This window comes from Vreelandella halophila, from assembly GCF_009856365.1.
GTDB lineage: Bacteria > Pseudomonadota > Gammaproteobacteria > Pseudomonadales > Oleiphilaceae > Halospina > Halospina utahensis_B.
In genome coordinates, this window is the sequence record NZ_WMEX01000005.1 from 278,623 (window position 1) to 299,642 (window position 21,020).

The following is a 21,020-nucleotide window of genomic DNA, read 5'->3' on the forward strand; positions in this document are numbered from 1 at the left end:
TCAGTGTCCACTGCTGTTACTGCCATACCAGAATAACACGCCGCCGGTGCCCAGCAGAATCCAGCTGGCGGCCGGCAGGTTCTTCAGCCATTCCTGGAGGCCGGGTTCCGCCACTGCCAGTGCCCCCATTGCACAGGCGGCCGCCCCGAGCAGGGGCCAGAGGCGGAAACGGTGTGTATCGGCGGGCGCGGGCTGCGGCTGCACGGGCGGTGGGTCGCCGGCGAGGCGCTCCAGCGCGTCGTGGAACAGCTGGGGCATTTCTGGTGCCTGTTCCGCCCAGTCCGGCAGGTGTTCGCGCAGTGAGCGCATCACACCGGGCGGGCCCATCTGCTGCTGCATCCAGTTCTCCAGGAAGGGCTGGGCGGTGGCCCAGAGGTCCAGGTCCGGGTAGAGCTGGCGGCCCAGACCTTCCACGTTGAGCAGGGTTTTCTGCAACAGGACCAGCTGGGGCTGGACCTCCATGTGAAAGCGGCGGGCCACCTCGAAAAGGCGCAACAGGAAGTGGCCGAAGGAAATGTCGCGCAGCGGCCTGGCGAAAATGGGTTCGCAGACGGTGCGGATGGCGGCCTCGAATTCATCCACGCGGGTGTCGGCGGGGATCCAGCCGGACTGGATATGGAGCGCCGCGACCTGGTGGTAGTCCCGCCGGAAGAAGGCGAGCAGATTGCGCGCCAGGTAGCTCTTGTCCGAGGGCCCGAGGGTACCGACAATGCCGAAATCCAGCGCGATGTACTGGGGGTCCGCCGGGTTGGAGGCATCCACGAAGATGTTGCCGGGGTGCATGTCGGCGTGGAAGAAACTGTCCCGGAAAACCTGGGTGAAGAAGATCTCCACGCCCTTCTCCGCCAGCACCTTCATGTCCACGCCGGCGGCGTGGAGAGCCGCCGTGTCGCCGATGGGGATGCCGCTGACCCGCTCCATGGTGACCACCCGGCGCCCGGTGTGGGACCAGTAGACCTCGGGCACGTAGATCAGCGGCGAGTCCGGGAAGTTGCGCCGCAGCTGGCTGGCGTTGGCCGCCTCGCGCTGCATATCCAGTTCGTCGAAGATGGTCTTCTCATAGTCCGTCACGACCTCCACCGGGCGCAGGCGCGGCCCTTCCGCCCAGAAGCGCTGCAGCAGCCGCGCCATCAGGTGGAGCAGGCGGATGTCCTGGCGGATGACCCGCTCGATGCCGGGGCGGATGACCTTGACCACCACGGGGGTGCCGTCCAGCAGCTTCGCCCCATGCACCTGCGCCACGGAGGCCGAGGCCAGCGGATCCTGTTCGAATTCGCTGAAGCAGTCGGCGATGTCCGCTCCCAGTTCCGCTTCCACAATAACGCGGGCGTCATCGCTGTCGAAGGGAGCGACCCGGTCCTGGAGGTGGGCCAGTGATTCGGCCATATCCTCGGGCAGCAGGTCGCGCCTTGTGGAGAGGATCTGGCCGAACTTGATGAACACCGGGCCCAGGTCCTCCATGGCCTGGCGCAGGCGTTCGCCGCGATTGGCTTCCGGCTGCGGGAAGAGACGCCAGGGGGCGATGGCCAGCAGGAAGCGGATGCCTGCCGGCAGGGTCAGGAGGCGCAGGAAGGTGTCGAGCCGGTAGCGGCTGAAAACCCACAGGATCCGGAGCAGGCGGCCGAGGTTGATCAATGGTCCTCCCCGGGCGCCAGGTTGTTGAGGCGGTTCTCAAGCGTCTTCACGCGGGATTCCAGCGCATCGATGTCACTGAATCGGGCCTCGGCCTCGTGGCGACCGGGCACCAGGCCGGATTCCTCGTGCAGGTAATCCTCAATGTTCGCGTGTACCGAGGCGCGCGCCTGCTGGCTCCAGCGCAGGGCATCCCGCAGACGCCGGGCGATGACGTGAGCGGGCACATCCCCGAGGGTACGGGCCAGGAAAGCCTCCCAGTCCGGCGCCAGCGCATGCAGTCGGTGTGCGAGGTGGCGGACGCGCTCACTGTCTCCTTCGACCGTGATCAGGCCCTGGTCCAGGCCGCTGGTGTCGCCGCCAGCCAGTGCCAGAAGCGCCAGTGGCGTGGCGGTGATGTGCGTGTCCGTTCCCGGGCCGGACGGGCCCTGTTTCAGGGCAAGGCGGTCGCCCGAACGCGCCAGTGTCAGGGTGGCCCCGAAGGGCACCAGTGTGATCGCCACCGGCGCAGCCAGCTCTTCAAGCAGGATGTCCCTGGCCGCCGGGTCCGCTTCGAGAGCACGGTTCAGGGCGGAGGCGGCCATGGTGGTGGCCTGGTCGAGCAGTGTGCCGCCCAGTCCCATCAGGGCTTGATCCCCGCATGCAGCGCCACGATGCCGCCGGTCATGTTGTGGTACTTGCACCGCACCAGCCCGGCGTCTTCCATCATGCCCTTGAGGGTTTCCTGGTCCGGGTGCATGCGGATGGATTCGGCGAGATACTGGTAACTCTCGCTGTCACCAGCCACCAGCCGGCCCATCAGAGGCAGGGCGGTGAAGGAATAGGTGTCGTAGGCCTTGCTGAGCAGCGGGTTGACCGGCTTGGAGAACTCCAGGATCAGCAGCTTGCCGCCGGGCTTGAGGACGCGGGTCATCTCGCGCAGCGCCAGGTTCTGGTCGGTGACGTTACGCAGGCCGAAGGCAATGGAGACGGCATTGAAGTAATTGTCCGGAAAGGGCAGGCACTCGGCGTTGGCCTGCACGTAGTCCACGCGCCCGGCGTAGCCGCGGTCGATCAGGCGATCCCGGCCCACCTCCAGCATTTCCTGGTTGATATCGGCCAGCACAACTTCGCCTTCGGTGCCCACACGGTCCGCGAACTGCATGGTCAGATCGCCCGTGCCGCCAGCGATGTCCAGGATCCGGTGGCCGGGGCGCACACTGCTCAGCTCGATGGTGAAGCGCTTCCACAGCCGGTGGATGCCCATGGACATCAGGTCGTTCATCAGGTCATACCGGCTGGCAACCGAGGAGAAAACCTGGCCGACGTGCTTCGCTTTTTCCTGCTTCGGCACCTCGCGGTAACCGAAATGGGTGGTGTCCTGATCCGCCATGGGGACCTCCGCTAATGCTTTGGCGTATTCTAACCCCGGAGTGCCCGCTTGTCTGCGCCGGGTGAGCTCCACTCGCCTCATGGGTCGTAGTTGCGTAAAATTGCGCGCAACGCCCGTAATCATTGTTCGCCGAGGAGTCCCGATGTCCCGTATCCAGATCCACCGCGCGCACGCCATGGACCATGAACACGCGCTGCGGGTGGCCGATGAGCTGGCCCGGGAGATGACGGCGCACTACGACTTCGAATGGCACTGGGACGGCGAGCGCCTGAAGCTGCGCCGGACCGGCCTCAAGGGGGAAGTGGCGGTCAACCCGCAGGACATCGGTGTGGACCTGGAGCTGGGCATGATGCTGCGGCCCTTCAAGGGGCGGATCGAGCAGGAGGTGGTGCGCCAGCTTGAGGCTATCCTCAAACGCCACAGCTGATCGCCGGGCGCGAGCGTCACTCGCGGGGGAGCGGCTCCCCTGCCAGTACCTTTTCCATGATGCGGCTTTCGCGTTGGCGGATGGTTTCCAGCAGTTCCGACACGCCGCCCATGGCGCGGAATGCGTGGACGCCTTCTGTAATGAAGCGATAGAGCTCGCCCAGACCGGCCATGCGCGCGGGCTGATGCATCATCTTCAGCCCCATGCGCAGGGAGCGGTGATTCACGTAGCGCTCCAGATCCCGCCCCACGGCATCCACCAGTTCGATCTGTCGCCGCCGGTCCGTCACCTGCCCGCAGGCCCGGTAGGCTTCGGCATAGGTGGTGTCGGACATGCCCTCGATACCATTGGCATCCAGCGCCCGCTCCCGGGTTAGCCACTCGGTCATGGCCAGGTCCAGGCGCTGGCTGATCAGGTTGAGCTCCACCAGTTGTGACAGGGTGAAGAGCGCACTGTCGGGGCTCAGGCGGATCAGGTAGGGGAAGATGCGGTCAAAGTCGTCATCGCGGCGGCTGAAATCCTGGGGCGCGTAGAGGTCCTCCAGCAGGAAATCCAGGGCTTCGCGGTAACGCGGGGATTCGTAAAGGTCCCGGTGCGTCTCGCGCAGACGCGCCGCCTGCCAGAGGCCCAGCGCCTCAATGGCCGGTTCCAGTGGATGCCCAACCCGTTCCTGCCGGAAGTCGTGGTAGCTGAGCATCAGCTCCTGGAGCCGGCGCGCGTTAGGGGTCCGTGTCTGGGTCTGGGTCAGCTTGTACCGGTACACACCCGTCCTCCGTTCATGCGGACGGGCATTCTAGTGGGGGCGGGAATGTCCGACAATGGCGCTCAGGCCACCCTGGGGATGTCATCCATGGAAGGCACCCACCTTTCACTGTCCAGTGTGATGAAGTGACTGGTGCCCCGGGTCTCCACAATGCGCACCGAGGTTGACGAATGACGGGCGGCATTCATCATCGCCTCACGGTCCAGGATGCGGTCGGTTTCCGGGACCAGGATGGTGCCCTGACGGATGTTGGCAAGGATGCTGGTGTCCCACTGCTCCATCCAGGCCATGATGTTCTCGATATTGCGCACGATGGTCAGATGGTCCTGGGTGGCCGAGAACATCCGGTTGAGCAGCGTCTTCTTGCGCGGGTTCATGCGCCCGAAGAAAGTCTGGGCATAGGCGGACGAGGGCGTGCTGTTGATGGCGCGCACGATCCAGGGCCACATGCCGTGGCTGACCGGCTCCAGAATGGCCCGGACCAGAGCGTGGAGTTCGCCCTGGGGCAGCACCGGTGCCTCGAGGACCACGTCGATGTCCTCAAACAGTTCCGGGCGCTGGCGGGCGGCTTCCAGAATCACACCGCCGCCACGGGAATGGCCGTGTACCCGGATCTGGTTCGAGGAGGGCAGGTTCTCGAGGGTCTGGATGAGGATGCGGGCATCGTACTCAATGGTGGCCTCGGTGTGCGGGTTGCGCAGCACCCAGTTCGGCCGCTCCAGGTTCGGGCCACTCACCGGAATGTGATAGTTGGAGCAGGTCAGCAGGATCAGCTCGGTGGTGGGCTCCTGATAGAGCTGGGTGAAATAGCACTGGTTCTCGAGAAAACCATGCACCCCGATCACGGTATGGTGGGCCTCGCCGCTGTGATTGCGCACGGCCACAGCGCCGGAGCCGACTTCATAGACCCGCCCGGAGAACATCTCGCTGTATGCGGGTTCGATGCGTTTCTTCAGCTTGCGGATGTCACTGGCTTTCATGACGCTGATCTCCTGAGCGCGGCCGCATACACCTTTTCGATGACCGGCTTATGACGGAATCTTTACCTTACAGTATAGAAATGAATTTGGGCTGGGGAGTGGAATTTTGTAAACAGTCCGCCGGTTGAGACAACAGTCACGCTGGGGCTGATCCGCCTCTTCGACCAATGCATAAGGGCCAATGACTGGAAAACCGGGCCATCGGAAGGCACTATAGCCGCTGTTCCGAACAGCCTGGTCAAACCTGAGGGAGGTCCGCATGAGTGACAAGCGCATAGAGAAAGACAGCCTCGGCGAGGTGGAAGTCCCGGCCAACGCCCTCTGGGCGGCCCAGACCCAGCGCGCCATCGATAACTTCCCGGTGAGCGGCCGGCCCATGCCCGGCGCCTTCATCCACGCCGTGGTACGGATCAAGCGCAGCGCCGCGCGCGCCAATGCCGTGCTGGGGCTGCTGGATGCGGATCGGGCCCAGGCCATCGAAACGGCCTGTGATGAGGTGCTGGGCGGCGCCCATGCCGACCAGTTCCCGGTGGACGTATTCCAGACCGGGTCCGGTACCAGCACCAACATGAACGTGAACGAGGTGATCGCACGCCTGGCCTCCAACCACAGCAGTGAGCCGGTCAATCCGAACGATCATGTGAACATGAGCCAGAGCAGCAACGACGTGATCCCGACCGCGATCCATCTGAGCGCGGTGACCGAGGTGCATGAGTCGCTGCTGCCGGCGCTGGATCACCTGATGCAGACCATCGCGGGCCGTGAGAAAGAGACCGAGTCCGTGGTCAAGACCGGCCGCACCCACCTGATGGATGCCATGCCCGTGACCGTCGCCCAGGAACTGCGCACGTGGCGGGACCAGATCAGTAACGCCCGCGACCGCCTGGAGCAGGCAGCCAAGGACCTGCTGCGCATTCCCCAGGGGGGTACCGCCGTGGGTACGGGCGTGAACGCCCATGCTGATTTCGCGCGCCTGTTTGCTGAAGAGCTCAGTGCGCTGACCGATCATCACTTCACCGCGATGGAGCATCCGTTCGTCGGCCAGAGCGCCATTGATGCGCCGGTGGCCCTGTCCTCCGCCTACCGTGGGCTGGGCACGGTGGTCATGAAGATCGCCAATGACCTGCGCTGGATGAACAGCGGCCCCATTCATGGCCTGGGCGAGATCACACTGCCGGCGCTGCAGCCGGGCTCCAGCATCATGCCCGGCAAAGTGAACCCGGTGATTCCGGAATCCGCCGCCATGGTGGCCGCCCAGGTGACCGGCCTGGACGCCACCGTGAACACCGCCGGCCAGTCCGGCAACTTCCAGCTCAACGTCATGCTGCCGCTGGTGGGCTGGAACCTGCTGGAAATGAACGGCCTGCTTTCGAACACGGCACGGGTGATGGCGGACAAGGCCATTGCCGGCTTTACTGTAAACAGTGACGTGATGGCCGAAGCAGTCGGTAAGAACCCGGTGCTGGTGACAACCCTCAACCCTGTCATCGGTTACGCCAAGGCGGCCGAGGTTGCCAAGAAGGCGTATGCGACCGGCCGCTCCATACTGGACGTGGCGAAGGAAGAGACGGATGTGCCGGAAGACGAGCTGCGCGACCTGCTCGACCCGATCAAGCAGACCAAGGGCGGCCTTCCGGACGCCTGACCGGCGTCCGCTGCGGGGCAGCGTGTCATGCTGCTGATCCCGGAGCTGGTGGCGCTGCTGATCGTGGCCAACGGGGCGCCCCTGGTTCTGAGCCGGATCCTGGGGACCCGTGGCTACCCGGTAGACTGCCGGTTGCAGTTGCCGGATGGCCGCCGGCTCTTCGGGGCCAGCAAGACCTGGCGTGGCCTGGCGGTGGCGATCGTTGCCGCTGCCGTCGTCGCCTGGCTGTTCCGGCTCGGCTTCATCTTCGGGGCGGTGTTCGGCGCGGTGGCGATGCTCGGGGATCTGCTTTCAAGCTTCGTTAAGCGCCGTTTCGGTCTTGGCGCCGGTGATCGGGCCCGTGGTCTGGATCAATTGCCGGAAGGGCTGCTGCCCAATTTCGTCGCCTGGTGGTGGCTGGGTGTTTCGGGCTGGGTGGCGCTGCTGGCGGCCCTGATCTTCTGCGTGCTCAATATCTGGGGCTCGCCCCTCCTTTACCGCCTCGGCATTCGCCGGCGGCCTCACTGACCCACGGAATCCGGGCCGGCACTCAGCCGGTGCAGGGTCACTTCCGGCGGGCAGTTCAGCCTGACGTTGAGAATGGATGTGCCAGCGCCCGTGGTGGTGTAGCCCTGCATGGCATCCTCCATCCAGTTGCCGCGCCCGAGCCGGCGTGGAATCCGTGCATCCAGCGTGAGCGGAATCCCGCCTGGCAGGCACAGCTGGCCGCCATGGGTATGGCCACAGAGGTAGAGATCGAATCCCGCGCGGGCCGCTTCCGTGTGGATCTCCGGTGTATGGCTGAGAAGCAGTGACAGGGCGCCTGGAGGGATATCCCGTGTGGCGGCGGCAAGGTCATGGGTCTGGTAGAGGTGCGGGTCATCCACCCCGGCGATCCAGAGCGCGGCGTCCTCCCGTTCCAGGCACAGGCTTTCGTTCATCAGCATGCGGTAGCCCATGCTCTCCATCTCCGGAACCATCAGCACGCTGTCATGGTTCCCCAGAATCGCAAGGGGGGTTCCCTTAAGGTGGGTTCTGAGCCGCCGCATGCCTTCCATGGCCGGCGCGATGTCGCCCCAGGTGTCGCGCCGGTAGTCGCCGGTGATCACGCAGAGGTCATAGTCCAGATCCCGGACCGTCTCGATCACCGCGTGCAGGTTGGCCTCATCCATGTCCACATGCAGGTCGCTGAGCTGCAGCAGGGTGTAGCCCTCGAGAGCCGGCGGAAGCCCAGGTACCACAAACCGGTTTCGGGTCACCCTGAGAGCACGGCTGTTACTGACGGCGCGTTGGTAGAGGCCGCCGAGGCTGAGGGCAAGCCGCACCAAGCCGGGCATGGAATAGAGGTTCTCGGGGTGCACGTGCTTACCGGTGCGGCTGAGGAACAGCGCTTCGCGTTCATGCTCGGTGGCCAGCCGCCGACGCGCATGGTCCGCCCCGAGCCGCAGCTCCAGCTGGTAGGTGCGCTCAGTGTCGCTGTGGTCCCCGATCAGGGGGCTGGTAAATCCATCCATGAGACGACCGCTCCGGAAGCCCGCGATTTGCCTTCATCATAGCAGGGAATGGACTCTGCGGGCCCGCCTTGACAGTTGCTGCGCCTGCGTGGATTCTCTGCCATTCCTGAAGGAAATCCAGCTGATTCAAGGAGGAACACCATGCCTGCCAGCGTATTACGCATTCCTGTAGCGCCCCTTCTGGCCATGTTCATGGTGGCCACCGTGCATGCCGAAATCTTTACCTGGACCGATGAGGAGGGTGTCACCCACTACACAGACCAGCCGGGGAAAGAGGGCGCTGAAGAAGCGACGTCGCCTGAACTCGCGAATTCCCCCATGGAGCTGCCGGAGCCCGGGACCTGGAAGCCGGAGAGGGAAAATCGGGAAGACGATGACAATGACCATAAAACGGCCAGGGAGACAGTATCGGCCCGGGAGCGCCGCTGCCAGCGGTACGAGGAACGACTGAGCCGGGTTAACGAAGAGCTTGGGCGTGGCTACCGGGAACCACGGGGCAACCGGCTTAGAGCGGAGCGGCGGGAGCTCCGCTCTAAGATCTTCAGTGAGTGCTGAGGTTGCGCAAGGCGCTGGCCGCGCTTGCGCTCTCCCACGCCTGGTGGTTACCCATTGGAGACCAGAGGGTAGCCCTCCCCGGTGAGGCGTTCCGCCAGTGCCTTGATGTGGGCTGGGCCCACCTCACAGCAGCCACCAACGATGGTCGCGCCTTTTTCAACCCAGTTCAGGACCTGTTCCGCGTAGGCATCGGGGCCAAGGTCCTTGCGGGCCTCCAGAACGTCCACGGTTCCACCGGGTTCCAGTGCCGCTACCGAGGTGAAGGCATTGGCGTAGCCGCCAAAAGGCACGCCCAGCTCCCTGAGCACGTCCATGGCCGTAGTCAGCGCCTCGGGTACGGCGCAGTTGACGAGTACCGCACTGGCACCGGCATCCACAACGGCCCTGGCCGACTCGGCGAGAGGTTCGCCGGAGCGCAGTTTCGTGCCGTCGGCATCGTCCACCGTGAACGCCGTCCAGACCGGAAGGCCACTTTCCACTGCTGCAACGGTCGCTGCATGCGCCTCATGGGCAATGGACATGGTTTCGCAGAGGAAAAGATCCACTCCGCCCGCTTTCTGTGCCTCCACCATCTGCCGGTACTCTTTCAGGCAGGTCGCTTCGTCGTGGGCAACCTCGGGGCGATAGCTCGCCACCAGGGGCGGCAGGCAGCCCGCGACCCGCACATCCTGACCACTCTCGCTGCAGGCCTTGCGCGCGGCGTCCAGCGCTGCTTTGTGCAGCGGTTCGAACCAATCGGGTTGGCCGTCGCGAGCCAGGCGTGTTGGTGTTGCGCTGTAGGTGTTGAGCGTGATGACGCGGGCACCGGCATCAATAAAGTCACGGTGGGCGTCGACCACCAGGTTTGGCTCATCGAGCATGACCTGGGCGGACCACAGCGGCGATGCGGGCTGCTCGCTGCGTTTCTGGAGTTCCTGGCCCATGCCGCCATCCAGCATGGTGATCGGGGCTTTGTTGGTGGTCATGATGCGGTATCCTTATTATTGGTGCGCAGGCGTCAGCGCTGCTGACGAATCTTCTGGACCCTAGCCGTTTCTGCGGTCTGGCTCAAGATATAAGGCGGGCTCATGACAGCACTCACCCTGGATCTGGACGAGACTCTGTGGCAACTGGATGGCGTGATTGAGCGGGCCGAGCGGGCGACGCACGAGTTCCTTCTGGCCGAACATCCAGCTCTCGCCAGCGCCTATCCCCCGGAGCGCATGCGCGCTCTGCGTATAGAAGTCGCTGAAGCCGACCCGAGCCTGCAACACGACGTCACCGCATTGCGTCTTCGCACCCTGGAGCGGGCCGCGCGCCACGTGGAGGCACCGTTGCGCATCGCGGAGGCCGCCTTCGAGGTCTTCATGGAGGCGCGACACCGGGTTACCCTTTATCCCGATGCCCTGCCGATGCTTGACCGGCTTCTCGGGCGGCTGCCCCTGGTCGCCCTGACCAATGGCAACGCGGATGTGCACCGGATCGGGATGGGGCATTACTTCGTGGCGGCGCACTCGGCCGTGGAAGTGGGGGCCGCGAAACCGGAGCGCCCGATGTTCGAAGCGGCTGCTTCCAGCACGGGCGTGCCGCTGGAGACCCTGATCCATGTCGGTGACGACCCGGTGACCGATGTCGCCGGCGCCGCCCGGCATGGCCTGCGTCCTGTCTGGCTCAATCGCTCCGGCTTGCCCTGGCCAGAGGATGTGCCCCGGGTGGCTTATGATGAGATCCGGGGCCTGGATGAACTGCCGGGCCTGCTCAGGCGGCTGAGGCCGGATCTGCAGTTATCATGACCGACCTAAGCGATTCCGCCGGTGTTCAGCGTTGACACTCGGTGGACACATGCGGGAAATCAGTGAGAGAGGCAATAAAAAAAGCCCTGACGAATCAGGGCTTTGGGTCTTTCTGTTTGGTGGAGACGGCGGGAGTTGAACCCGCGTCCGCCGGTACTCCGCCCTTGGCTCTACATGCTTAGGTTCCTTCTATTCTTTTAACCCCAAGCGACCCGAAGGTCAGGGTGCAAGGGGCGAGCTTACCAGAGTTTAACCGTTACGCTGCAAGCGTCACGCAACGGCGATCCTATCTGATATGACTGCCTGTGATACGCGGGGGACAGGCACCCCGGTCAGGCAGGCACTAGCGGTTTTTACGCCGCGAGTGCGTAGTTGTCGTCGTTTGCGACTATTTTAAAGCAGCTTTGATTTTTCGAGACTCGCTGCCGTCTCGGCATGCACCTCGGGTTTTGTCACCGGCGTCGAATCCGGATCGTCCCCGTACCTTTCAGTATAGGGGCGGCCCAGCGTGGACTCAAGGGGAATCCTGTTTTCCAGCGCCAGATCGCGGAGCTGGTGGAAGGAATCCGCGAAGGCCGTAGCCAGGCGTTCCGGCGAGTCCATCAGCTGGCGATCGCTGATCACGCCAAACTGCACCTGCCCGGCGTAGCTGAAGATGCTCAGGCCGATGCCCACATCGCCGGTCTGGGGAACCCAGAACATGGGGGTACGCAGGCGGCAGCCGCACAGGTGCAGTGGCTGGTCCGGGCCGGGCACGTTGGTCAGCACGGCGGAGGCGCGGCGGCTGAGAAGCTCCAGGGCCCGGCGCTCCATCAGGTCCGGGCCACGCCCGAGTATGTCCAGAAGCCCGTAGGAGACCTGGGCCTGGTAGGAGCGTTTGATGTCATCCATGTGGCGCTGGACCGTCTCGAAGCGTTCCCTGGGGCAAAGGGTCTGTACCGGCAACGGCACGAGCACCAGACCGAACTGGTTGCCAAGGCGGGTAATGGGCTGGTCCAGTGGTCGCAGGTTGAAGGGCACAGCCACGTGGATGCCGGCCTCGGGCAGAGGTGTGGCGCTCTGCTGGATGTGCGCCTGGACCGCGCCGGTGGCGGCGGCAAGCAGCACATCGTTGACCGTGCCGTTAAGGGCCCTGGCGGAGGCCTTCACCTCTCCCAGATCCAGCGGCTCGGACCAGGCGACCTGCTTGCGTCCGCACTGGGGGCCCTTGAGTCCTGTGGGAGGGTCCGGTGGGCTGAAGGCCACCTTGAACAGGTCCCGCCCCAAGAACAGGCATTCCCGCCCCAGGCGCACCAGGTAGGCGGGGTCCTCGCGCATGGTGCGCCAGGTCTGTCGGGCCTGCCAGCGGGCAAGGCGCAGATTGCGGCGTGCCCGGAACAGTGTCTGGCGCCATTCCGGTGAATCGTTCCGTGCCCGTTTGCGGTGCTTGGCGCTCTTCCGGCTGCTGCCGGTATCGTCCTGCTCATCGGTCAGCGAGAGCAGGACCCGCACCAGCGAAATGCCGTCCGCGATGCAGTGGTGGATGCGTACGATCAGCGCGCAGCCCCTCTGGTAGTTATCGACGTAATGGATCTGCCAGAGCGGGTGGTTGAAGTCCAGTGGCGTGCTGTTGAGGTCGCTGGCCAGCTGCTGCAGCGCAGCCTGGTCAGCGTTGCCGGGAAGGGCGGTGATGTGGAAGTGGTTGTCGAGATCGAACCACGGATCCTCTTCCCAGTAACAGCGGTCATTCTGGCAGACCACCCGCTGGCGGAAGCGCTCAAAGCGCAGGAATCGTTCTTCAAGCAGGTTGCGGAACGCCCTGATATCGATGGGCTCGTCGAATACGAGCACGGCACCGATCATCATCGGACTTTCAGGCGACTCCATCCGCAACCAGGCGGTATCGACCGAGGACATGGCTGTGCGTTGGGCAGACATGATCCCTCCCTGGTTGCAGTCATGTTGGGGTGATGGTCGGCCAGTATACTGCGGTGCGGAAGCAGTTCAAATGATCATTTACTGATCAGCGCAGCGTATCCCGGAGAATGCGCTGTTTCTGGCGGTTCCAGTCACGCTCCTTCTCGGTGTGGCGCTTATCATACTGTCTCTTGCCCTTGACCAGTGCGATCTCGCACTTGACTAGGTTCTTCTTCCAGTACAGTGCCAGTGGCACGCAGGTGTGGCCCGTCTGCTGGGTTTTGCCGAGCAGTGTGGCCAGCTCGCGCCGGTGGAGGAGCAGTTTGCGCGTGCGCGTCGGATCCGGGTTGATGTGGGTGGATACAGACGGCAGAGGCGGAAAGTGAGCGCCCAGCAGCCATGCCTCCTCGTCCTTGAGCAGGACATAGGCATCGGTGATCTGGGCCTTGCCCGCACGTAGGGCCTTGACCTCCCAGCCGTGGAGCTGGAGGCCCGCCTCGAACTTCTGTTCGATGTGGAATTCGTGCCGCGCCTTCTTGTTGAGCGCGATGGTGCTGCCGCCCTTGGCGGGCTTTTTTTTCTGAGCCATGGGAATCATCCGGCCTGGCGGAGTGGGTGTTTCTGCAAACGGCGTATTGTAGCCCATAGGGCCTGCCTCTGGGCAAAGTCTGCGGAGTCGCGGCTGAATAAGGCGGCTACACTGGGCTATAATCCGCCTTCATCCGATCGGGAGCCTGTTCATGCATTCCAACCCGGGAGCGCCGGTCACTGCCTGGGGCAGCCGCTGGACCTTCGCGCTGGCGCTGGCCGCGGTCGTGCTCGGTGCCGGCAATCTCTGGCTGGTGCCGCCGGCTGTGGTGGCGCACGGCGGCGGCGCCTTCCTGCTGGTCTACGGTCTGGCGCTGATGTTTGCCGGGGTCCCCGTGGTGATGACAGAGCTGGCAATGGCTCGGCGTTACCGGCAGGGTCCGGATCACTCCCTGCAGGCGGCAGCCGAAGGGGCCGGGCTGCACTCGCGGAGTCTGCCATGGGCCGGTCGCGGTATGCTGTTGGCCGCGTTACTGCTGTTTGGTCTCTACTCGGTGCTTGGGGGTGTGTCCCTGGCCTGGCTTTTCCGGGCTGCGCTGGGAGAGCTGAGGGGCGCCAGTGAGGCCTCCGCCACAGCCCTGTTCACGGATTTTGCCGGCGATATGCAGCAGGTTGCTCTGTGGCAGGTGGTTTTTGTCGGGCTGGTACTGGCGGTGGCCCTGCGTAATCTGGGCCGGGGGGTTCAGCGCTCGCTGCGCACGGTCATTCCGTTGCTGGGTGTGTTGCTTGTGATCATGATGGTGGTGGCCCTGTCCTCGGGCAAGGGCCAGGAGGCGGCCTGGTCCCTGTTCTGGCCTCGCTGGGAGGATCTCGGGTGGTATGGCGCGGCGCTTGCCATCCAGCTCGCAGTCTATTCGCTGGCCGTCGGGGTCGGTGTGCTTATGACCCTGGGCAGCTACATGCCGGGGAATGCCTCCATGCCGCTCTCTGCGCTCGGGGTGGCGGTGGTGGACCTGGTGGTGACTCTGGTGCTTGGGCTGGCGGTTACGGCTCTGGTGCTGGCGGAGCAGGTGCCGCTGACATCTGGTTTTGAGCTGGTGTTCGTGTCGCTGCCGCAGGTGTTTGAGGCCATGGCCGGGGGGCAGCTTGCAGGCAGTTTGTTCTATCTGGTCATGGTGCTGCTGGTCTGGACCTCAGCTCTGTTCACGCTGGAGGTGGTGGTGGCCCGTGTCACGGAAACCCTGGGTGGTAACCGGGTGGTGGCCGGAATCATCGCCATGCTGCCGGCGGGTGCCGCGGCGGCCCTGGCTCTGTTCGGGTTCACCTGGGCAGGGGGGGTGGATGTCTGGGCGTTGATGGAGCTTGTCGTCATACTTGTGCTGGTACCCGTGTCGGTGCTGGCATTGGTCAGGCTCGCAGGCTGGCAGTTGCCGCCGCGCCAGCTTCTGGCCTTTCTGGGTGTAAGGGGCCGGGGATACCGACTGTGGCGCTGGCTGATGGCATGGCTGGTGCCGCTGGCCGTGGTGGTCGCTGTGGTTGTTACGGTGGTTGAGTACAGAGCGGGTTTCTGCAGGCTGGCCGGCACTGCCGTATGTGGCGGTGGTGGTCTGGAGCGGCCGGTGATGCCCATAGAAGAGGAACCTCACGGGGTAAACATTCAATGACCCGACAGATCGAGCGCAGTGCACTGGTGCATCATTCCGCGGAAGAGATGTTCCACCTGGTCAGTGACGTGGAGCGTTACCCGGAGTTTCTTCCATGGTGTGGCGGCGCGGTACTGCATGAACAGGGTGGGGATCAGCTGGTGGCATCGCTGGATGTGGAGCGTGGCGGCCTGAAACAGCGCTTCACCACACGCAATCACCTGATGCCTGCGGAATCGATCCGTATGGAGCTGGTGGATGGCCCCTTCGAACATCTGCAGGGGCTCTGGCAGTTCCGTGCGCTGCGGGCGGATGCCTGCAGGGTAACGCTCAGCTTGGAGTTTGCGGTTCAGAATGGGTTGGCACAGATGGCTTTCAGCGGCGTGTTTGCCCAGGCTGCCAATACCATGGTCGATGCGTTCTGCAGAAGAGCGCGGGCACTCCATGAGGTCGAGGGGCAATGATCCGTGTGGAAGTGGCCTATGCGCGCCCGGACATCCAGCGTCTGATTGCGCTCAGCCTTCCTGAGGGGAGTACGGCGCTTGATGCCATTCGTGAGTCCGGAATCGAGGGTCTTTTCCCCGGGATCGATCTGGAGCACCAGAGCGTGGGCGTGTTCAGCCAGGTGATTGCGGAGCCCGGGCTGTATCGTCTGCGTGAGGGGGACCGGGTGGAGATCTACCGCCCCCTTGAGATTGATCCCAAGGAGGCACGGGCAAAGAGGGCCGGTACGCGGCGCTGACCGTCGGCTCAGTTGGCCGGGGTCTCCTCCAGTAGTTTCGCTTCATGCCGGAGGTACTGGCCTTCCTCGTAGATGATGGTGACACGCTGCTTGCGGATGTCTCCACCGTCCTCCTGGAAGGTGTACAGGTAGTGTTCGCGGTCCGGGTTGAAGCTGCTCACGGTTATGGGGGTGCCCAAAAGCTCGTGCACGTCGGCCCGTGTCATGGTCGGATTGAGCTCGCCGAGATCTTCCTGATCGATAATGTTACCCTGTTGAACGTCGATCCGGTAAACACCCGGAAAACTGCATGCCGCAAGGCTGAGCGTCAGGGTGACCGCAGCCAGGCAGGCGGGAATGGAAGCCTTTTGCATCGTGGAAGGAAATCCTCTATCTTGAGTGCCGCTCCGAGGCGCGCTGCCCGCCTGAAGATGAGCGCACATGGTAACGAAAGCCCACTCCATCACCAACGGTTAGGTTCAGCATGGCACCAGAAAACGTCGAGCTGCGCAAGGCAGGCCTCAAGGTTACGCTGCCGCGTGTGAAGATTCTCAGCATCCTGGAAAGCGCGGAAGCCGCGGAGGATGCGGAAGGCGATCACCACCTCAGTGCCGAGGATGTGTACAAGAAACTCCTGGAATCGGGTGATGACGTGGGGCTGGCCACTGTTTACCGGGTGCTGACCCAGTTCGAAGCGGCGGGCCTGGTGCTTCGCCACAATTTCGAAGGCGGTCATGCGGTATTCGAGCTGGCCGGGGAAGAGCATCATGACCACATGGTGTGCACCCAGACGGGGCGGGTGATCGAGTTCTATGACGAGGTTATCGAGGACCGTCAGCGCCGCATCGCCGAGGAGCATGGCTTCGATCTGGTGGATCACAGCATGATCCTTTACGTGAAGCCGAAATAATCATCACGCGGCTGCCGTAGGAGCGAGCCTTGCTCGCGATGAACTGGATCGCCTGCAAGGCAGGCTCCTACAGTCGTCATTCAGTGATGGGTCGCCTGCCCCTTCTGGACCATCTCGCTGGCGTGGGCCATGGTCTGCTCCGTGAGATCCACGCCACCGAGCATCCTGGCCACCTCCCGGATCCGTTCCTCGGAATCCAGGTTTTCCACTGTTGAATAGGTCTGTTCGTCCTCGGTGAATTTGCTCACGGTCATGTGCTGGTGAGCCTGGCTGGCAACCTGGGGCAGGTGGGTCACGCACAGGATCTGGCCGCTTTCACCAAGCTGGCGCAGCAGCCGCCCGACCACTTCCGCGACGCCACCGCCAATGCCCACGTCCACTTCGTCGAAGACAAGCGTTGGGATCGTTGAGGTCTGGGCCACGACCACCTGGATGGCGAGGCTGATGCGGGAGAGTTCGCCGCCGGATGCTACTTTCCCGAGCGGGCGGGCACTCTGGCCCGCATTGGTGCTGACCAGGAACTCCATTTCCTCGTGCCCGGAGGCAGCGGGCTGGCCGTCTCCGGATGGGGCAGAGAAATGGGTCTGGAACTGGATGTCCGGCATGCTCAGCCGGCGCAGTTCCTCGCCGACGCCCGCGTCGAGGCGTTCGGCGGCCTGCCTTCGGGCACTGCTGAGTTCGTCCGCAAGCCGGTTCCATTCCGTGCGGGCCGCTTCCATCCGTTCCTGCAGCTGCTCCAGGCTTTCGGAGCCATTCTCGAGCTCATCCAGCTCGGCGCGCAGTGAGGCCTGGTGTTCGCGGATTTCCTGGGGCTGGATCTGGTGCTTGCGCGCGATCTGGTAGATCCAGCTCAGGCGTTCTTCCACCTCCTTCAGGCGCTGAGGGTCGCAGTCATAGTCGTCGATGAAGCGCCGCAGGTTGTCCCCGGCCTCCTCGGCCTGGATGCGGGCCTCTTCGAGCATCTGGCAGGTTTCCGCGAGCTGGGGAACCTCGATCGGCAGCCGCTCCAGTCTCTGGCGTGCGTGCTCCAGCATGCTGACCGCCGCCGGTTCACCCTCACTGCAGCACTGGGCAGCCTCGTGGCACTGCTCAAGAATGCTTTCACCATTGGCCAGCTGCTTCTGTTCCGCCTCGAGCTGTTCCAGCTCCTCCGCGCCCAGGGCCAGCCGGTCGAGTTCCTCCACCTGGTAGCGCAGCAGTTCCGTGCGGGCGTTGCGCTCATCCCGCTGGTTGCTGGCCTGCTCCAGCTTGCGGTTGAGTTCGCGCCATTCCCGGAATGCGGCGCGTACCTGTTCGGCAAGTTCGCCGTTGCCACCGAATTCGTCCACCAGCCGATGATGCGTCTCGCGCTTGAGCAGGGATTGATGCTGGTGCTGGCTGTGGATGTCCATGAGCATGCTGCCCAGGGTCTTCAGGTCCGTGAGTGTGCAGGGCTGGCCGTTGATGTAGCCGCGGGAGCGCCCATCACGCCGGATCACGCGCCTGAGCACACAGTCATTCTCCTGGTCCAGTTCCCGTTCCTCCAGCCACTGCTGGGCCTCCGGGGTGCGGGAGAGGTCGAACACCGCGCTCAGGTCGGCCCGGTCCGCGCCCTCACGCACGGCGCCCGCATCCGCCCGGGCCCCGGTGACCAGGCTCAGGGCATCCATGACGATGGACTTGCCGGCACCGGTCTCGCCGGTGAGCGTGGTCATCCCTTCCCGGATGGTCAGTTCCACTTTCTCCGCAACGGCGTAGTTGGCAACGGTCAGGTGCGTGAGCATGAGCGACTCCTGATGTGTATCCATATACAGTATGTGGATATTTGTACAGTGAGTTGGTCAGGGTTTCAAGGGGCTGGGAGGGCGCGTGGGTGGAATAAAATGCGCGGGGGTGGTTGAAACCCGCTGCAGCAGCCCCATATCGCCCGGCAGACGTCCCCAAGCGGGCCAGAGAATTCGATACCGAGCAATGAGGTCGATCATGAGTGATGACGAAACCCGTAAGGATGAATCCGTGAACGAGGCCGAGCAGGGCGCCGGCGCGGAAGAAGCGGAGCCGGCAACCGGAGCGGGCGAAGACGCTGCGTCCGCCGGCAGCGGGGATGGCGAGGTGGCTCAGCTGCGTGAACAGCTCGAGGAGCAGAAGGAAGAAGTGCTGCGCGCGAAGGCGGAGATGCAGAACATCCGCCGGCGTGCCGAGATTGATGTGGAAAAGGCGCACAAGTTCGGCACCGAGAAGTTTGTGAAGGAGCTTCTGCCGGTGGTCGACAGCCTGGAGAAGGCGGTCGAGAGCGCCCAGAACCAGGAGGTTCAGAACGAGGAGGTCGTCAGCCGCATCAAGGAAGGCGTGGACATGACGCTCGATATGTTCATCGGTGCGCTGTCCAAGTTCAACGTCGAGCAGATCAACCCGGTGGGTGAGCCCTTCGACCCGCAGAGGCACGAAGCCATGTCCATGGTCCCGAGCAATGAGGCGGAGCCGAACACCGTGATTGCGGTGATGCAGAAGGGGTACCTCCTGCACGAGCGTGTTGTGCGCCCGGCAATGGTCATGGTGGCCAAGGCTGACGATTCCGGAGGTGGAAACGTCGACGAGCAGGCTTGAAATTGAGCCGTTAAGCCCAATAAAGGCAGTAACGGCAACCGGATACCGGATTTGAATTCAACGATCAGAAAACTGGAGTGATATCCATGGGTAAGATTATCGGCATTGACCTGGGCACCACGAACTCCTGCGTGGCCATCCCGGATGGTGACGGGGTCAAGGTGATTGAAAACGCAGAGGGTGATCGCACTACGCCCTCCATCGTGGCTTACACCGACGAAGGTGAAACCCTTGTAGGTGCTGCAGCCAAGCGCCAGGCGGTGACCAATCCGAAAAACACGCTGTATGCCATCAAGCGTCTCATCGGCCGTGCCTATGACGACGATGTCGTTCAGAAGGACATCAAGATGGTGCCCTACGACATCGTCAAGAACGACAACGGCGATGCCTGGGTGGAAGTGAACGGCGAGAAGATGGCGCCCCCGCAGGTGTCCGCCGAGGTGCTCAAGAAGATGAAGCGCACCGCTGAGGACTATCTCGGTGAAACGGTCACTGAAGCGGTGGTTACCGTTCCGGCCTACTTCAACGACAACCAGCGTCAGGCTACCAAGGACGCAGGTCGTATCGCCGGGCTGGACGTGAAGCGGATCATCAACGAGCCGACCGCGGCCGCTCTGGCCTATGGCCTGGACAAGAAGGGCAAGGACCGCACCGTGGCGGTGTATGACCTGGGCGGCGGTACCTTCGACATTTCCATCATCGAGATTGCGGATGTCGACGGCGAGAAGCAGTTCGAAGTGCTGGCCACCAGCGGTGACACCTTCCTGGGTGGTGAAGACTTCGACCTCGCGCTCATCGAATACCTGGCTGACCAGTTCAAGAAAGAGCAGGGCATTGACCTGCGCGGTGATTCCCTGGCCATGCAGCGCCTGAAGGAAGCTGCCGAGAAGGCCAAGGTCGAGCTCTCCAGCGCGCAGCAGACTGACGTGAACCTGCCGTACATTACGGCGGACCAGAACGGGCCCAAGCACCTGAACGTGAAGGTGACCCGTGCCAAGCTGGAGTCGCTGGTCGAGGATCTGGTCAAGCGCAGCATCGATCCGTGCAAGACCTGCATCAACGATGCCGGCGTCAAGGTTGGCGACATCGACGAGGTCATTCTGGTCGGCGGGCAGACACGGATGCCCAAGGTGCAGGAAGCGGTCAAAGAGTTCTTTGGCGCCGATCCGCGCAAAGACGTCAACCCGGACGAAGCTGTCGCCATGGGTGCGGCCCTGCAGGGCTCTGTGCTCTCCGGCGATGTGAAGGATGTGCTGCTGCTGGACGTGACACCGCTGACCCTGGGTATCGAGACCATGGGCGGCGTTGCCACACCGGTGATCGAGAAGAACACCACGATCCCGACCAAGAAGTCGCAGACCTTCTCGACCGCCGAGGACAACCAGACCGCGGTAACCATTCACGTGGTCCAGGGCGAGCGCAAGCAGGCGGCCCAGAACAAGTCCCTCGGTCGCTTCGACCTGGCGGACATCCCGCCGGCACCGCGCGGTACACCGCAGATCGAAGTAACGTTCGACATCGATGCCAACGGTATCCTGAACGTCTCTGCGAAGGACAAGGCGACCGGCAAGGAGCAGTCCATTGAGATCAAGGCGTCTTCCGGCCTGACCGAAGATGAAGTCGATCAGATGGTCAAGGATGCTGAGCAGAACGCTCAGGAAGACGAGAAGTTCGAGGAGCTGGTCCAGGCACGCAACCAGGGCGACAGCATGATCCATGCGGTTCGCAAGAGCCTGGAAGAAGCCGGCGATCAGGCGACCGAGGAGGAGAAGACCGCCATCGAAAACGCCATCTCCGAACTGGAAGAGGCGATGAAGGGCGACGACAAGGAGCAGATCGAGGCCAAGACCCAGGCCCTGACCGAAGCTTCCTCCAGCCTGGCGCAGAAGATGTACTCCCAGCAGGGTGAAGAAGGCGGTGCCGAGGCTGAAGGCAGCCAGGACCAGGGCGGTGGTGATGATGCAGTTGACGCCGAGTTCGAGGAAGTCGACGACAATGACAAGCGGTAAAACCGCTGGCATCATCCACACCCTTTGATCGGCGAACGCGGGAGCTTTCTCCCGCGTTCGTCGTTGTTGTGAACATTCGAATTACGGT

21 protein-coding genes, 1 other RNA gene and 1 pseudogene are annotated in these 21,020 nt (G+C 63.5%); 11 read left to right on the forward strand and 12 right to left on the reverse strand.

The window, feature by feature from the left end; genetic code table 11:
• Genes ubiB through ubiE form a run of 3 tightly spaced genes read right to left on the reverse strand, consistent with a single transcriptional unit; the run spans position 1 to position 3,004 of the window.
• On the reverse strand, positions 1-1,635 hold the full coding sequence (gene ubiB / locus GLW01_RS10980) for a ubiquinone biosynthesis regulatory protein kinase UbiB (protein WP_160899065.1): 1,635 nt from the start codon (positions 1,633-1,635) through the stop codon (positions 1-3).
• A complete protein-coding gene (locus GLW01_RS10985; protein WP_160899066.1) occupies positions 1,632-2,255 on the reverse strand; it encodes a ubiquinone biosynthesis accessory factor UbiJ in 624 nt (207 codons plus the stop codon). The genes ubiB and GLW01_RS10985 overlap by 4 nt, the downstream gene beginning before the upstream one ends.
• Complete coding sequence (gene ubiE, locus GLW01_RS10990; RefSeq protein ID WP_160899067.1) at positions 2,255-3,004, reverse strand: bifunctional demethylmenaquinone methyltransferase/2-methoxy-6-polyprenyl-1,4-benzoquinol methylase UbiE; 750 nt, start codon at positions 3,002-3,004, stop codon at positions 2,255-2,257. The genes GLW01_RS10985 and ubiE overlap by 1 nt, the downstream gene beginning before the upstream one ends.
• Positions 3,005-3,146: 142 nt before the next feature.
• On the opposite strand from ubiE, the gene GLW01_RS10995 reads away from it, so the two are divergent.
• The gene (locus GLW01_RS10995; RefSeq protein WP_160899068.1) at positions 3,147-3,431 is read left to right on the forward strand and encodes a polyhydroxyalkanoic acid system family protein; all 285 of its coding nucleotides are present in this window, start codon (positions 3,147-3,149) and stop codon (positions 3,429-3,431) included.
• 16 nt (positions 3,432-3,447) lie between these two features.
• Here GLW01_RS10995 and GLW01_RS11000 read toward each other — a convergent pair whose 3' ends face one another.
• Together GLW01_RS11000 and GLW01_RS11005 are read right to left on the reverse strand one after the other, a co-directional pair.
• Entirely contained in the window at positions 3,448-4,194 is a 747-nt protein-coding gene (locus GLW01_RS11000) for an FFLEELY motif protein (protein ID WP_160899069.1), read from the reverse strand.
• Between the two features lie 62 nt (positions 4,195-4,256).
• Entirely contained in the window at positions 4,257-5,174 is a 918-nt protein-coding gene (locus GLW01_RS11005) for an alpha/beta hydrolase (protein WP_151439973.1), read from the reverse strand.
• 259 nt (positions 5,175-5,433) lie between these two features.
• Here GLW01_RS11005 and GLW01_RS11010 point away from each other — a divergent pair, with 259 nt between their 5' ends.
• Positions 5,434-6,819: a class II fumarate hydratase gene (locus GLW01_RS11010; protein WP_095615696.1), complete on the forward strand. Its 1,386-nt coding sequence runs from the start codon at positions 5,434-5,436 to the stop codon at positions 6,817-6,819.
• 27 nt (positions 6,820-6,846) lie between these two features.
• Positions 6,847-7,326 (forward strand): CDP-archaeol synthase, encoded by a 480-nt coding sequence (locus GLW01_RS11015; RefSeq protein ID WP_151439975.1) that lies wholly within the window; start codon positions 6,847-6,849, stop codon positions 7,324-7,326.
• Here GLW01_RS11015 and GLW01_RS11020 read toward each other — a convergent pair.
• Positions 7,320-8,312 carry a metallophosphoesterase gene (locus GLW01_RS11020; RefSeq protein WP_151439976.1) on the reverse strand — a complete coding sequence of 331 codons (993 nt, stop codon included), beginning with the start codon at positions 8,310-8,312 and terminating at the stop codon, positions 7,320-7,322. The genes GLW01_RS11015 and GLW01_RS11020 overlap by 7 nt on opposite strands.
• A gap of 141 nt (positions 8,313-8,453) precedes the next feature.
• Here GLW01_RS11020 and GLW01_RS11025 point away from each other — a divergent pair, with 141 nt between their 5' ends.
• Positions 8,454-8,867, forward strand: coding sequence for a DUF4124 domain-containing protein (locus GLW01_RS11025; protein ID WP_151439977.1), 414 nt, complete (start codon positions 8,454-8,456; stop codon positions 8,865-8,867).
• Between the two features lie 47 nt (positions 8,868-8,914).
• On the opposite strand, the gene GLW01_RS11030 is transcribed toward GLW01_RS11025, so the two are convergent.
• Positions 8,915-9,832 (reverse strand): homocysteine S-methyltransferase family protein, encoded by a 918-nt coding sequence (locus GLW01_RS11030; RefSeq protein WP_160899070.1) that lies wholly within the window; start codon positions 9,830-9,832, stop codon positions 8,915-8,917.
• A gap of 102 nt (positions 9,833-9,934) precedes the next feature.
• On the opposite strand from GLW01_RS11030, the gene GLW01_RS11035 reads away from it, so the two are divergent.
• Positions 9,935-10,639, forward strand: coding sequence for an HAD-IA family hydrolase (locus tag GLW01_RS11035; protein ID WP_151439979.1), 705 nt, complete (start codon positions 9,935-9,937; stop codon positions 10,637-10,639).
• A 117-nt stretch (positions 10,640-10,756) separates the two neighbouring features.
• On the opposite strand, the gene ssrA is transcribed toward GLW01_RS11035, so the two are convergent.
• From ssrA to smpB, 3 genes and pseudogenes are all read right to left on the reverse strand, one after another.
• Positions 10,757-11,119, reverse strand: a transfer-messenger RNA (tmRNA) gene (gene ssrA, locus GLW01_RS11040).
• A gap of 117 nt (positions 11,120-11,236) precedes the next feature.
• Positions 11,237-12,556: pseudogene (locus tag GLW01_RS11045) on the reverse strand (wax ester/triacylglycerol synthase family O-acyltransferase); the annotation flags it as partial.
• Between the two features lie 85 nt (positions 12,557-12,641).
• Positions 12,642-13,124: an SsrA-binding protein SmpB gene (smpB, locus tag GLW01_RS11050; RefSeq protein WP_151439980.1), complete on the reverse strand. Its 483-nt coding sequence runs from the start codon at positions 13,122-13,124 to the stop codon at positions 12,642-12,644.
• 151 nt (positions 13,125-13,275) lie between these two features.
• On the opposite strand from smpB, the gene GLW01_RS11055 reads away from it, so the two are divergent.
• Genes GLW01_RS11055 through GLW01_RS11065 form a run of 3 tightly spaced genes read left to right on the forward strand, consistent with a single transcriptional unit; the run spans position 13,276 to position 15,448 of the window.
• Positions 13,276-14,727: a sodium-dependent transporter gene (locus GLW01_RS11055; protein WP_160899071.1), complete on the forward strand. Its 1,452-nt coding sequence runs from the start codon at positions 13,276-13,278 to the stop codon at positions 14,725-14,727.
• Positions 14,724-15,170: a type II toxin-antitoxin system RatA family toxin gene (locus GLW01_RS11060; protein ID WP_151439982.1), complete on the forward strand. Its 447-nt coding sequence runs from the start codon at positions 14,724-14,726 to the stop codon at positions 15,168-15,170. The genes GLW01_RS11055 and GLW01_RS11060 overlap by 4 nt, the downstream gene beginning before the upstream one ends.
• On the forward strand, positions 15,167-15,448 hold the full coding sequence (locus GLW01_RS11065) for an RnfH family protein (RefSeq protein ID WP_151439983.1): 282 nt from the start codon (positions 15,167-15,169) through the stop codon (positions 15,446-15,448). The genes GLW01_RS11060 and GLW01_RS11065 overlap by 4 nt, the downstream gene beginning before the upstream one ends.
• 8 nt (positions 15,449-15,456) lie before the next feature.
• On the opposite strand, the gene GLW01_RS11070 is transcribed toward GLW01_RS11065, so the two are convergent.
• Positions 15,457-15,801 (reverse strand): outer membrane protein assembly factor BamE, encoded by a 345-nt coding sequence (locus tag GLW01_RS11070; RefSeq protein ID WP_151439984.1) that lies wholly within the window; start codon positions 15,799-15,801, stop codon positions 15,457-15,459.
• 110 nt (positions 15,802-15,911) lie between these two features.
• Here GLW01_RS11070 and fur point away from each other — a divergent pair, with 110 nt between their 5' ends.
• Positions 15,912-16,337, forward strand: coding sequence for a ferric iron uptake transcriptional regulator (fur, locus tag GLW01_RS11075; protein ID WP_077529464.1), 426 nt, complete (start codon positions 15,912-15,914; stop codon positions 16,335-16,337).
• An 80-nt stretch (positions 16,338-16,417) separates the two neighbouring features.
• Here fur and recN read toward each other — a convergent pair whose 3' ends face one another.
• Positions 16,418-18,100, reverse strand: coding sequence for a DNA repair protein RecN (gene recN, locus GLW01_RS11080; RefSeq protein WP_151439985.1), 1,683 nt, complete (start codon positions 18,098-18,100; stop codon positions 16,418-16,420).
• A gap of 199 nt (positions 18,101-18,299) precedes the next feature.
• On the opposite strand from recN, the gene grpE reads away from it, so the two are divergent.
• Both grpE and dnaK read left to right on the forward strand, forming a co-directional pair.
• Positions 18,300-18,923 (forward strand): nucleotide exchange factor GrpE, encoded by a 624-nt coding sequence (gene grpE, locus GLW01_RS11085; protein WP_160899072.1) that lies wholly within the window; start codon positions 18,300-18,302, stop codon positions 18,921-18,923.
• Between the two features lie 86 nt (positions 18,924-19,009).
• Positions 19,010-20,932 (forward strand): molecular chaperone DnaK, encoded by a 1,923-nt coding sequence (gene dnaK, locus GLW01_RS11090; protein ID WP_151439987.1) that lies wholly within the window; start codon positions 19,010-19,012, stop codon positions 20,930-20,932.
• Positions 20,933-21,020: the final 88 nt, after the last annotated feature.